General features: G+C 62.3%; 14 protein-coding genes and 1 pseudogene. 3 read left to right on the forward strand and 12 right to left on the reverse strand.

Annotated features, from left to right (window positions below; all coding sequences use genetic code 11):
- Positions 1 to 18 precede the first annotated feature (18 nt).
- From LB528_RS21465 to LB528_RS21480, 4 genes are all read right to left on the reverse strand, one after another.
- Positions 19 to 273 (reverse strand): hypothetical protein, encoded by a 255-nt coding sequence (locus tag LB528_RS21465; protein ID WP_224517423.1) that lies wholly within the window; start codon positions 271 to 273, stop codon positions 19 to 21.
- Positions 270 to 569: a hypothetical protein gene (locus LB528_RS21470; protein ID WP_224517425.1), complete on the reverse strand. Its 300-nt coding sequence runs from the start codon at positions 567 to 569 to the stop codon at positions 270 to 272. The genes LB528_RS21465 and LB528_RS21470 overlap by 4 nt, the downstream gene beginning before the upstream one ends.
- Before the next feature lie 489 nt (positions 570 to 1,058).
- Positions 1,059 to 1,844: an anti-sigma factor family protein gene (locus tag LB528_RS21475; protein WP_224517427.1), complete on the reverse strand. Its 786-nt coding sequence runs from the start codon at positions 1,842 to 1,844 to the stop codon at positions 1,059 to 1,061.
- Entirely contained in the window at positions 1,831 to 2,349 is a 519-nt protein-coding gene (locus tag LB528_RS21480; RefSeq protein ID WP_224517429.1) for a sigma-70 family RNA polymerase sigma factor, read from the reverse strand. Before LB528_RS21480 ends, LB528_RS21475 begins: the two co-directional genes overlap by 14 nt.
- 399 nt (positions 2,350 to 2,748) lie before the next feature.
- On the opposite strand from LB528_RS21480, the gene LB528_RS21485 reads away from it, so the two are divergent.
- Positions 2,749 to 2,982 carry a polymerase gene (locus LB528_RS21485; protein WP_224517431.1) on the forward strand — a complete coding sequence of 78 codons (234 nt, stop codon included), beginning with the start codon at positions 2,749 to 2,751 and terminating at the stop codon, positions 2,980 to 2,982.
- Between the two features lie 322 nt (positions 2,983 to 3,304).
- Positions 3,305 to 4,498: a cation:proton antiporter gene (locus tag LB528_RS21490; RefSeq protein WP_224517434.1), complete on the forward strand. Its 1,194-nt coding sequence runs from the start codon at positions 3,305 to 3,307 to the stop codon at positions 4,496 to 4,498.
- Between the two features lie 177 nt (positions 4,499 to 4,675).
- On the opposite strand, the gene LB528_RS21495 is transcribed toward LB528_RS21490, so the two are convergent.
- From LB528_RS21495 to LB528_RS21505, 3 genes and pseudogenes are all read right to left on the reverse strand, one after another.
- Entirely contained in the window at positions 4,676 to 4,918 is a 243-nt protein-coding gene (locus LB528_RS21495; protein WP_224517435.1) for a hypothetical protein, read from the reverse strand.
- A gap of 919 nt (positions 4,919 to 5,837) precedes the next feature.
- Positions 5,838 to 6,047, reverse strand: coding sequence for a hypothetical protein (locus LB528_RS21500; protein WP_224716224.1), 210 nt, complete (start codon positions 6,045 to 6,047; stop codon positions 5,838 to 5,840).
- A 66-nt stretch (positions 6,048 to 6,113) separates the two neighbouring features.
- Positions 6,114 to 6,614, reverse strand: a pseudogene (locus LB528_RS21505) (glycosyl hydrolase 108 family protein).
- 189 nt (positions 6,615 to 6,803) lie between these two features.
- Here LB528_RS21505 and LB528_RS30280 point away from each other — a divergent pair.
- Positions 6,804 to 6,932 (forward strand): hypothetical protein, encoded by a 129-nt coding sequence (locus LB528_RS30280; protein ID WP_263487400.1) that lies wholly within the window; start codon positions 6,804 to 6,806, stop codon positions 6,930 to 6,932.
- A gap of 670 nt (positions 6,933 to 7,602) precedes the next feature.
- On the opposite strand, the gene LB528_RS21515 is transcribed toward LB528_RS30280, so the two are convergent.
- The 5 genes from LB528_RS21515 to trbF all read right to left on the reverse strand — a co-directional run bounded on the left by LB528_RS21515 (position 7,603) and on the right by trbF (position 12,090).
- The gene (locus tag LB528_RS21515) at positions 7,603 to 8,520 is read right to left on the reverse strand and encodes an NADP-dependent oxidoreductase (RefSeq protein ID WP_224517444.1); all 918 of its coding nucleotides are present in this window, start codon (positions 8,518 to 8,520) and stop codon (positions 7,603 to 7,605) included.
- 469 nt (positions 8,521 to 8,989) lie between these two features.
- Positions 8,990 to 9,211, reverse strand: a complete 222-nt coding sequence (locus LB528_RS21520) for a DUF2274 domain-containing protein (protein WP_224716226.1) — start codon at positions 9,209 to 9,211, stop codon at positions 8,990 to 8,992.
- Between the two features lies 1 nt (position 9,212).
- A complete protein-coding gene (locus LB528_RS21525) occupies positions 9,213 to 10,349 on the reverse strand; it encodes a TrbI/VirB10 family protein (protein ID WP_224716227.1) in 1,137 nt (378 codons plus the stop codon).
- Positions 10,346 to 11,404 (reverse strand): P-type conjugative transfer protein TrbG, encoded by a 1,059-nt coding sequence (gene trbG / locus LB528_RS21530; protein ID WP_224716228.1) that lies wholly within the window; start codon positions 11,402 to 11,404, stop codon positions 10,346 to 10,348. Before trbG ends, LB528_RS21525 begins: the two co-directional genes overlap by 4 nt.
- Entirely contained in the window at positions 11,401 to 12,090 is a 690-nt protein-coding gene (gene trbF / locus LB528_RS21535; RefSeq protein ID WP_224716229.1) for a conjugal transfer protein TrbF, read from the reverse strand. The genes trbG and trbF overlap by 4 nt, the downstream gene beginning before the upstream one ends.
- Position 12,091: the final 1 nt, after the last annotated feature.

The following is a 12,091-nucleotide window of genomic DNA, read 5'->3' on the forward strand; positions in this document are numbered from 1 at the left end:
ACTCCTCAGACCTCGGCATCAGCTCTCAATCCTCGGGAATGTCCCGGCGTGGTCAGCAGCCGGTTCCGCGCTGGCGCCCGCCAGCCATTCACGAACAGCAAGGCGGACGATCTCCGATTTTGCGACCCTCATTTCAGCGGCGGCTGCGACCAACGCCGCTTCGACGCCGGCGTCGAACGACATCGACCCGGATTCTCGCAGCATTGCCGCGGCGCGGATCTCGGAAGGCGCATCAAGGGCGAGCGCATCTCGGGCGTCTGATCCGGTGGTCATGACGGCAACTCCGGCCGCTCGTTGGCCTGAGTGTCATCGTAACTCCGGATGGCGACAACCCAGTCCTTCCTGATCGTGGCGAGCACGAGGCGGCAGCCTTGCGGATAATAGCGTGGCAGCGCCGCTGCCTGTTCGGCAATAACAGCACCGTTCAAGCCGCAAAGCTCGCCTCCGAGCAGCCAGTCTTCACGGGCCTTGGCGCCAACCACCGCGATGTAATCTCCATCGCAGGGATACCCGATGAGCCCAACTTCCTCGTAGTCTTCAAGCTTGCGGATCGCGTTTGCTGCACTCAAGCCAGATACCTTCGGTAGTTCAATCGGACACAACAACATCTCGAACGGCCCGGCACCACCCCACAAGGAAAGTGCCCACGCGGGCGCGCACTTCCGCACTGTCGCGGGGCGGATTCACGATCCACCCCGCGACAGCGTTTCGTTTGCACAGGCAAGGACCGGGATTGTCGAATTCTGTTGCCGAGCCTGCGACAGCCACATCCTTCGGTTCTCCTCGGAGAGCCCTTTCATTGCGGTGCGCGCTGGCGAAGTGATTTCAAAGGGGCCGCAAGAAGCGCATTGGAACTCGACCTTGCGCAGCGCGATATCTGCCTCCAAGCCGGCTCCAGCGCAGATCGGACATTTTGAGGGATAATATCTTCTCTCGAACGACAAAACGTTCATCACACGAGCTTCTTTCGGATCTTGTCGAGAGCGACGCATCGAGACTGAGGCAGCGGCGGCAGCCGATCGGTAGGACTGGAACGCGGGTCAAATGTTAGGCGACGATCAACCTCTTGTCTTCGGGGCAACATTCCTGCGCGTGGCGACTTCAATCTGCTTTGCTTCCACTTCAAGCCGGTCCGGCGCAGCGGATCCCATCAAGGCATAGGCGGTGCCTCCAGATTGCCAGTAGACCGTTGGCACGCGGCCGTCCGTCGCCGGGGTGGGAGGCACTGCGTCCTCGCCATTCATCGGGGCTGCCACCAGCGTGATGCGACCAACGCTTGGCGTATCGGCCGTGACGACGAGGCTTTGTTTCCCGTTCCACGGCTGCACCTGAACATCCCTCACCACCCACACCGACGGCAGGGTCGGCATGCTGACGTTGACGGCGCCAACCAGTCGTTCGATCTTGTCCTGCTTCGGCTCGACGCCTCTGTCCGGGCCCGCATTCAGTTGCGCGACCCGCAACGCGTCTCGCGCGGCCAAAATGAAGGTCTCATCAGCCGTCTTGCCGCCTTGGCGGAGCGGCACGGTCAAAGAGTTCGCGCCCCAGCCGATCGCAACCAGCAACACGGCGGCGACTTGGAGCCTCAGTAGGGCAAACATCTTTCCGCGGCGAAACGCACTCTCCAGGCGCTTCGCCTTCTCCACGCTCGCGGCAGGCGGAAACAGCCGCTGTGGCTGTGAGGCGCGCAACGCCTCCATGCGTTGTGCATGAGCAAAGACCTCCGCCGCCAGCTCCGGCTCACGTGCGAGGCGGGCTTGCAGCTCCGATCTCTGCGACGCGGAAAGCTCACCATCCAGAAGACGACCGATATCCTCTTCGGAAATCCCATCAGTAGGCCGCATCGCGCCCTCCCACGATCTTGAGACGGGAAGACCCGCCGTCTTTGTCTTCCAGGTTGTGCTTCAGCGCCGCTCGGGCGCGGCTGAGGCGCGACATCACGGTCCCTGCCGGCACACCCAAAAGATTGGCGGTCTCTGAATATGTGAAACCCAGCACCGCGACCAGATGCAATATCTCGGCTTGCTCGGCCGGCATTCGCGTCAACGCCCTTTGCACCTTCGCGAGTTCAGCCGAATGCTCCTGCGAGGGCGGCAAGGCCGACTCCGCTACATCTGCAATGGACGCCATGCGCTGCCGGGTGGCAACGGCCCGGCTGGCATTCGTGAGGAACGTGTTGCGGACGATGGTGATGAGCCAGGGCAGCAAGGGACGTGAGGTGTCGTAGCTGGCGGCCATCGTCAGTGCGCGGGCAAGCGCCTCCTGGACCAAATCGTCCGCGTCAGAATCGTTGCCGGTGAGGACGCGACCGTAACGCCAAAGATCCTCGAGGTGCGGTATGACGTCCAACCTGGTCTTCATATCACCAAAGATATACTCTTTTGCGTCACTTCAGGATCTCCACTTTGCATCTCGCTGACAGGTAGACGGCCCAGCGGGCAGGGACAGCTTCCGCTGGGCCGACTGGGAGCGTGCTCCTCCCGGTTCCAAGATCTGGGTGCCATGTATCCTCAGATGCTTGCGCCGCTCCCGTGTCCGATATTGGCTTGGACAGGTCTTGTGCTCCCCCTCCTTGCACCAATTACCAAGGCTGGCCGGAAACTATTCCAGGCGACAACGAAAATATTTGGAAGCGCGAGCCGACGCTCGTCGGTGTAGCAAGCTGAAATAGAATCCGCTGCTCGACGGTATCAACGTGGAGCCGGCTCGTCGACAACCCCGGCTGGAGCAAGAGTGAGGCGGGTCGGGATGCGGCTGGGCGAGATCATTGCAAACACGTTCGCCGCTATGTTGCTAATATGTGGCGTCGCCCTGATTTTCCTCGTCGGCGGCAGACCGCTCTTCCCGAGGCGCCAAGCACGAGTGGTCGTCCTTCTGCCGGCCGATCCGGACAAGACGGCTTCGATCCGCGACGCGCGCCAGCAACTGCCAGGTTACTTCGACGTTGCGCTCGCACCAAGAAGACCAACGGCGTTGCGATAGACCGTCTCCTGCGGCCAGGGGAGCGTTTGGCTGCACGCACGCATAACGCCCTACCTCCGCCGGGCGGGCAGGAAGCCGACGGCGGCACTTGCCGTCTTGGAGGCGCCGTGCGTGCGAAGGCACCGGTACCCGGCTGCATTCGCCGACGTCGGTGTCGCGTCATCAGACGGCAGGTTAAGCCGTCCTCGACGGCGAAATCGGTCGAGACCTTTCTGGCCTGTCCACGCTCTCGTGTCCACAGCTGGCGCCCATCCACGACCGCGCTTGTTGGTGACAACGGCTTTTGCTTGCCGAATCCATTCCCACCTAGCCATAATCCGGAATGGACGAACTCTCCATTCCAACGCTCGGGCTCATACTCCTGACGGCCTCGCTTGTCGCGATGATCTCGAGCCGGCTGCGCCTTCCCTACAGCGTCGGGCTGGTAGCTGCCGGCATAGCGCTCGGCTTTGTCCCGGGTGGAACCGAGCTGCCACTCAGCCGGGACCTGATCTTCACGGTATTTCTGCCGCCGCTGATTTTCCAGGCGGCGCTTGAAATCGAATGGCGCCATTTCCGCGTCAACCTGCCGGTGACTGCTTTGCTTGCCTTTCCGGGAGTGGCGATCGCTGCTGCTGTTGTAGCACTCGGGATGCATTGGCTGCTCGGATGGAGCTGGATTGGCGCAAGCCTCTTTGGCGTGCTGATCGCGGCGACGGATCCGGTCTCGGTGTTGGCTGCCTTCAAGGCGATGAAGGTGCAGCCGCGGCTTGGGCTTCTGGTCGAATCCGAAAGCCTGCTCAACGATGGCGCGGCGGCCGTCGGTTTTGCCATCCTGATTGCGATCGCATCAGGCGCAAGCGCCACGCCCGTGGCCATCGCCTCTTCCTTCGTCTGGATTGTCGCGGGCGGCATCGCGATCGGTGCGGCCGTCGCAGCGGTGCTCCTTCTCATCGCGGGGCGGACGGAGGACCATCTGGTGGAAATTACGCTAACGACGATCGCGGCCTATGGGTCATTTCTAATCGCCGAGAAATTCGGCATGTCGGGCGTTCTTGCAACGCTCACCTCCGGGCTTCTGGTTGGCAATGTGGGCTGGAAAGGCGCCATATCGGCCAACGCGCGAAGCCACGTGCTGGCATTCTGGGGCTATGCCGCCTTCCTCGCCAACTCGATCGTGTTCATCCTGATTGGCGGCCATGAGGCGCACCAGCCGCTCGGGATCTTTGCGGGTAGCTCGGCGGTCGCCGTCGTACTCGTACTGCTCGGCCGGATACTGGCCATCTACCCGCTCTGCGCGCTCCTCAAGCCGACTTCGCTGAAGGTGGATCTCAAGTACCAGCATGTCCTCGTTTGGGGCGGCCTGCGCGGCGCGCTCGCGCTTGCCCTGTCCCTTGCGCTGCCACAGGACATAGCCGAGCGTGGGGATATCATTGTCACGGCGTTTGCCGCGGTGGCATTCTCGATCTTCGTCCAGGGCCTGACAATGCCATGGCTTATCAAGAAGCTGGGACTGACTGCCGAGCAAGCTGCATGAGGGCGCGCCGGCTGCCGCGAAGGGGGACTTCGTGCTTCGGCAGCCGGCACTGCACGGGCCATGCGGGACGGCCATCCCTCCCGTGGCGGGGAGGACGAGCGTGAATTGCTTTTTCATCAAGGTCTCCCCTCGCCTAATCATAGCTGCTTTGCCTGAGGTTGAAGAGCGACCACTTGCCTATTTCGTGCCCGTGAACTCGAAAAACGGCGCTGGCATGAGGCAGCGTTTGCTGTCGGCGAAACGGCGGCCTTCGGAGCGGCAGTTAAATACCGGCCCTCCTTCGGTCCGGAGAGCGGAAAGCCGAACGTCACTGGAGCTCGATTGCATCGCCGCCACCCGCGTGATTAGCGCCGGATCGTTGATGCGAATGTCGTCGGCTTGGGGAAGATCGAATTCAATCTGATGAGCTGGAATCTGCAAGGCGCCGCCATGTCTGTACCTCGCCAACCAAGTCACAAGGGGAACATCTAGCGCCCGGCATGGTTCCCCGCCGAGCATTGGCGAAGGGGGGCTTGACCGCTGCCGAGGGTCTTACACTCTCCCAACTCTTGCTATGACGCAGGCATGAAGACGATAGCGACTTACGAGTTCGGCTGCCAGCTCCTTCACGCTGGAGAAAGGCGTCTGGCGAGGAACGTTCCCGATTGCGGACCTGCCGAAGTGGCTGAATTTCTATCGCCAGCAGATGGAGCGGTATCCTGGACAGGTAGCATCCTACGCAGAGGACGTGAAAGCCCTTGAGGCGCTCGCGACGGAATTGCGCGGGCGGCAATGAAAGAGCCCGCACCGGGGGGAACGATGCGGGCTCATGTCGGGAAAGTGCCAAACCCCGACGCGACGTCGTGGGATGCTCGGGAGGGGACGCGTCGCAGCTACTCAACATCGGCGCGACGGGAATGTTCCGTAGGGATCAATTCGCTCGCTTCAGGAAGCGCGCTTCTCGCATGAGCGATGCCCAGTCAGTGCCGATCATCTCGATAAGCTCTCGGGCTTGGTCTTTGGAAACCCCGTCTCCTCAACCAGCCGCCAAACGAATAGATCAGCCAGGTCTTTCTCGTCGTCTCTTGCTGCGCGACGCAACGGAAACTCCATGAATCGCGCCGATCTGGATGTGAGCGGGAAAGGTTTCGGGTGCGATCAGGCGAAAGTGAAAAAAGCCCGCCGACCGAAGCCAACGGGCCCTCTTCCCTCAAACTAAATTGGATTGTGCTCCGCTTCCCGGATGGTCCGCCGGATCGAGAAACCCCGCACAACGCTTTTCTAATGCAGTTCTGACCGGGCTGTAGCTCGTGTGCAACGACGAGGGGAATTCACCGCCCGCACAGAGTAAGGATACTGTCTAGCGCCCGAGCGGAAGTTTTGAAACGGACAGCAGTTCAGCCTCGTCCCTGATCCCCGCCAGGTAGTTGGCCAGAACGCGAGAAGCGAGAGCTTCGCGTCGCTTGGGGGACTGATGTTCATCTTTCAATCTGTCGAACACGCGACCGAGTAGTGCGACTTCTGACGAACTGAAGATGCCTGCTTCTCTGGCTCTCGCAATAATTGGCATGAAGTCCCTCCCTAAATAGGTCGATCCCTCAAACCCCGCAAATCTGGGCTTCATCAAAGTTAGTTGTCAACAAAAAGCCCACCGGCAGAGCCGCGCTTGCCTAGTGTACCGTCGCATTCGGGCGGCGTGTGAGACCGATGGTGCAGCCTGACGCCATCGTTCTGTCAATCCTGTTCTGGTCGGCCAGTGTCTCACCCTGCGCGGCCGCCAGGCTATTACCGAAGGCTCGATCAACGGGCTGGCACACTGTTGACGCCGGAAGTCGTACACGTCCTCAGTGCGGATGCGGCCGGATTTCACCGCGTCGTCGAAAACGACATAGTCGACGCCGGCCGGCAGTTGGTCGCACTCCACAGCGTCCCAACACTGGCGCTCGTAGATTTCGAAGAGCTCGTCGCTCGAAGTGCCCCCCAGGCCTCGCTTGGCCCTCGCCCTTCCGATAGGCATCATAAACCAGCTGGGTCATCCCTTCACGGTGATGCCGCCCGGATCGGTCGGATGATTGCTGTAGCCGCCCTCATGCGCGAGCACCCGGGCGAGCGATTCCTGCTCGCGAGATGCGGTCATCGAACTTTTGTTTCGCTTGGGAACTTTCCGGCTCGTCGACGATTGAGGGTCGCCGCAGGGGGACTTCAGATTTGGACTGCTTCAGTAAGCTTGAGGGGCTGATCGAGGACGGCGGCGCCAACCCTGGTCGCGGAGTCACGCGCGCTGCTTGCTCAAATCAAAGGCAAGTCGCACGAACTGGCTGAAGCCGTGGATGAATTCCTGCTTGACATGATGACGCTTGAATTTCTGCTCGAAGCCGAGCGGGAGGCATTCCATAGTTCGGCACGAAGACTGGCGCGCATGCGCCTGACGATGGTGAAACTGCTCTCGAACTAGCGACTGTCCGCCCCGGCCGAGCCTTGCGGGTTGCCGAGCGAGATCTGGTTGGTGCAGCCGCTGCCTCGGTCGAGCGTGTTGGTGATCGGTGCGATGGTGTCGCCGCCATCGACGCCGGCCCGCAGGTTGATGATCGCCGTGCCTTCCGGCCCGGCGGTGGGCTCGCCTTCGATGGTGACCGAGCCGGGACCCCTTGCCGCGCGCCGTCGTTTTGTAACTTCCCTCTTCGACTAGGAACGGGTCGCAACGCTTCGTCCTGGGGTGTAGATTGAAAAAGTCGTCCGCACCCAGCCGGGGCACACGGACGCTTGGGAGAGTAGATCACGCTTCCGCCCATCTGAGGGAGGAAGCTGCGTGGTTTTTACGCGATACAGCGGCATTTTCACGCCGTCCGAACTGACGCTTCTCCAAACTGTCTTTGATAGGCTCTGCAAAGAGCGCCGTCTGGCCCTTAGAGACAAAGATCAGAGGGACGATCTCGCACGCGAGGTTATCCAAAAGTTCGAGAGCGGCTGATCCAACGAAGACGACCTGTTGCAATCGCTCTCAAAGCGCTCAAGGGTTTGCGGCGCCGCTTTGCAAACGGGGTTTTCGGCCCTGCCTTCAGGGATTTCTCCTTGCCATCCGGGGTTGAGCAGGACGGCCTCAGTTTCGGCGCCCTTTCCAGCTATTACGGACGAAGGCGGATGACCGTCTTTCCCGCGCGCCGCTCGGTCGAATTGAAAGCTGCGACGGCATCGTCGAGAGATGCTACCTTGCCGATATTGGTCCGCAATCTTCCATCTCGTATCCGCTGGACTATCTCGGACAGCTGGGCGCGATCGGCCTCAACGACGAAGTCGATCGCCAGGCCGTCAGCGGGTCGAACATCCGTCGGTCCGACGACTGTCACAAGCGCTCCTCCGGCCCGGATCAACGCTGCCGACCGCTTCTGGATGTCGCCGCCGATGACGTCGAAAACCAGATCGACGCCGCCGATGTCCTCCAGAGTGTCGTTCCCAAGGTCGATGAATTCATTTGCACCGAAGTCGAGAGCCTTCTGGCGGTCGGCGGCGCGTCCGGTGCCGATGACATAGGCTCCGGCTTCCCGTGCGAGCTGCGCCACGATCGAACCGACGGCACCGGCCGCGCCATGCGCAAGCACGCTCTGCCCCGCCTGAAGGCGGCCGTGCTGGAACAGCCCCTGCCATGCAGTCAAGCCCGAGATCGGCAGGCTTGCGCCCACCGTGAAGTCGACATCGCCGGGCAGTGGCGCAAGGTTGCGTGCCTCCATTGCGACGTACTCGGCGAGCGTGCCGTCGCGATGCCAGTCCGACAGGCCGAACACTCGCTGACCGATCGACAGCCCCGTGGTACCGTAGCCACGCGCGGTAACCACACCCGCCAGTTCATGGCCGAGGATCGATGGTGTCCGGTCACGAAAGCCCCGATCCGACCAGGTCGAAGGCCACTCCAGTTCGGTGTTGACGAAGCCCGCCGCGTGCACCTGAACGACAACGTCGTTTATCGCTGCCTGTGGTTCGGGCCGCTCCACCAGTGTCATGCCGGCCGTTCCCTCCGCCTGGTCCGTTACAACGATTGCTTTCATGGGAATTGTCTCCTCAGATATATTTCTGGTTTGGCTGAATTGCAGGCGTAACGCGTTTTCGGTTCTCAGGCAGTCGATGTCTCGGCTCGGCGCCTTCCGGGCTTGATATCGACTGCCGTGCGACGGCGGCGGGCGCTTCAACAGTTAGGCGCCGTCACGTCGTGCAGCTCATCTGTCGATGAGACGGCAACCGTCAGCCATCCGGCTGATGTATGTCGTGGCTTTATCGCAGAGCTTGACCAGCTGCGGGCGCCAGACATAGCGCCACTCCTCCAACTTCTCTGGTTCCACCCACACAGTCGAACCAGCCGGCATTCCCGACGCGCAGGGATCCAATCGGTCCAGGCCTCGAGCAGCGAGCGAACGAGCCGTTCGAGCCTCGTGTTGGGCCGTAACCATCGACAGGAGAGCTCCTATCGTCGTCTCGGCTCAAGGCGCTCGCCGGTTGGCGGCCGTCGGAAAGCTCGGTTCAGGCCTGCTCCTTCTTCGCTTTCGCAAAGCCGCGGTCGGTTGCGATGAACCGTTCAAGCATCGGAGCGATCAAGCGCGATGGATCGGCAGATGGCCGCCCGGTCTCGCGCCCGAGGATCTCTGCGTATTTCACCAGATCGCGATGCAGGGGCGCCGGGAGTTCCACCGTAATCTTGACTGGCTTGTCGTCGGCAATCGTTGCGAGTCTCAAATTGGCCATATCAGCCTCCGTAGGGTTCAAGGGTAAGGTCGCGGGTAACGAGGACGCGAACGGGAAACCCCGGCCGGATCGTGAGCGTCGGGGCGATAGCGAGTTGCCGCTGAACGACCTGTTGGCCTACCTGGCTGACGCTGTCGGAAGCGCCGCTTCGCAAAGCACGCGCGATATCGCTGCCTTGATCGGAAGAACCGGCCTGCGCGCCAACGCTTAAAACGGTCGACAAGGCAGCAGCCTTGAACAACTCGCCCCAGTGATAGTCGACGGCATCCTCCAGGCCGGCATAGCCCTGAGCGTCCGCGCCAGGCTGCCGCTCCAGCACGATGGAGCGTCCGTCGGGAAAGATCAGCCTGTTCCAGACAAGCAGCACCCGGCGCTGCCCGGAGCCGATCCCGCTATCGTACTGCCCAAAAATTCGAGTGCCTTGCGGGATGAGCAGCGAGCGGCCGGTGGGACTGTCATAGACATTTTCGGTCACCTGAGCGCTGATCTGCCCGGGAAGGTCCGACCGGATACCCGTAATGAGCGCGGCCGGGATGACGGCACCGGCTTGAAGCATATAGGGCGACGCGGGAGGCGTGATGTGATCCGGGGCCACGGTCCGCCGGTCAGCGGCGGCGGACAGGAAGGAAAGCTGGCGATCCTGCGCACTTGGTTGACCGTACTGACCGGCAACGTCGTTAACAGCAGGAGCGGACGCTTCGGCGATCCTGCGATCTCCTTGCGCTGTCTGGAAGAACACGCGCGAGTTTCTGGCCGCTTCCTCTTCGGCTCGCCGGCGCTGCTCGGCTTCGTCAATCGCGGGGCTTGCGATTGAGGGCGGCTCGACGGCCTGCCCCTTGTTCTGAGCATCGAGGATCGGCCTGCCGAGATCGCCAGGCAGCGGCGGCCCAAGGATCGGGCCTGCATAATCGCGCGGCAGTCTTGCCAACCCGTCGGCGGGCGGCCGATTGGAGGTAGGGTAGAGCTCCTCGCCTTGCTTGAACGTGTTGGCGTCCTGCAGAGCATAAATCAACGCGCCGCCTAGACCGAGTGAGGCGACGAAGCCGATGCCTGCGAGCACCTTGCGCGACAGACGCGTCACACGAGGGGGGGCGGCACGAAGCCGCATGGGTTCGACGGCCATATTCTTTTCGTTCATGGCTGCAGCGCTCCCTCGTGCGCTGCGCTCGGCAGCTTCGACGCGTCGCTGTCGCTTAGGCCGCGCCACAACCCATCGGTTCTTCCATCGACGCGCACGACCCTGACCGTCTGCTGCCGCTTGCCGGCGCCAAGACGCAGTTCGGCCGCACCAAAAAGGCGGTCGACGATGAGAATGTTCTGATAGACGCGGCTGTTGGTGATTTCAGCCTCGCCGTCCGGACCGATGACGAAAATCGGCGGCATCTCGCCTTGCACGATGCCGCGCGGAAACTCGATATAGACCCTGCGGCCATCGTCGTAGGCGCTCACCGGCTTCCAGGGCGGGCTGTCGCCGGTGAGGCCGTAGCGATAGTTTCGCGCCCTAACCTCCGGTATGACCGGCGTTGTGGGGATCGTCTGCAGGAGGCTCGCCTTCAGAGCCGGATAGGACCACGCAACGGCGGGCATGTAGGGCTTCGCGCCTGAGCGTAGCTCAAGCATATAGCTGCGCCGGTCCGTGGCGATGATAAGGTTCGTTGTGATGTCTGCCCGCGAGGGTTTCACCAGGACGTGGACGCGACGGGCAATGCCGGACCCGCTTTCGGTGTTGCCGATGATCCAGCGCGCGGTGTCACCCGCCGCGATCGGACCATCACCGGTCAGGCTCTCGCCCGGCTCAAGCGCGATGTCCGTTATCTGGCCAGGTGAGGCATAGACCTGATAGAGCGCTCCTTCACTCCATGGGTAGATCTGAATCGCGTTGTAGTAGCCCTCACGGCGGGGCTCCACGCGCGCCGCGACGTTTGCGTTCTCGACACGAGCTGCCGGCGTTTGCCCGATGGCGCCGCCCCGCGCGGGCGCCCAGCCTGGCGGCACGCGAAGAGGTTTCGGCCTTTGGTCGGTCGCGGCGGCCGGAGCCGGCGGCAAGGGCGGAACGTAGGTATCGTAGCTGATCTTCGGCGGCTTCTTCGCAGGGGTCGCGCAACCCGCAACCAGCGTCGTCCCCGAGACCAGCGCCGACAGCAGATATCTCGAGAAAGTCGTGCCGGCAACAAGACGCGATCTCGGGCTCATTGGCTCATCTCCCGCGACCAGTTGATGGCGTTGACGTAAATGCCAAGGGGATTGGCGCGAAGACGTTCGGCGTCGCTTGGCATCTGCGTCACGATCGTCAGGATCGCGGTCCAGCGCTCGGTGCCTGAAAGCTGACCGTTTTCGTAGTGGTGTTCGATCCAGGCGACACGAAAGGAGCCCGGCGAGGCTCTGATGACGGAGGAAACGTCCACCGCGACCTGCTGCTTGCCGATCTTGGAGAAAGGATCCGCAGCGCGAGCGTAGTCGTTGAGCGCCGCGGCACCCTGGTCGGTGGTCCAATCATAGGCGCGCAGCCAGTCCTGGCGCAGGATTATCGGGTCAGCGGGGATGGAGCGTACCTGCTCGATAAAGCGGGCGAGATGCCACGCGATCTGCGGATCGGTCGGCTTATAGTCGGCGGTTGCGGGCCCGATCGCTTGAGCCTGGCCGAGCTTGTCGACCTGCACGACCCAGGGCACGACAGTGCCGCGGCCCGACTGCCAGACCAGTGAAGTGGCGAGCCCCGCCGACAGGATGAGCGACCCGAACGCCATGGCGCGCCAGTTGCGTGCCTGCACGCGTGCGGAGCCGATGCGTTCATCCCAGATCTGCTCCGCTTTTTGGTAAGGGGTCTCCGGTCGAGGGCTCTTGCCGTAGTGGACGGCGGGGCGCCTGAAGATGTTCATG

The organism is Mesorhizobium sp. CA4, assembly GCF_020165075.1.
Lineage (GTDB): Bacteria > Pseudomonadota > Alphaproteobacteria > Rhizobiales > Rhizobiaceae > Mesorhizobium.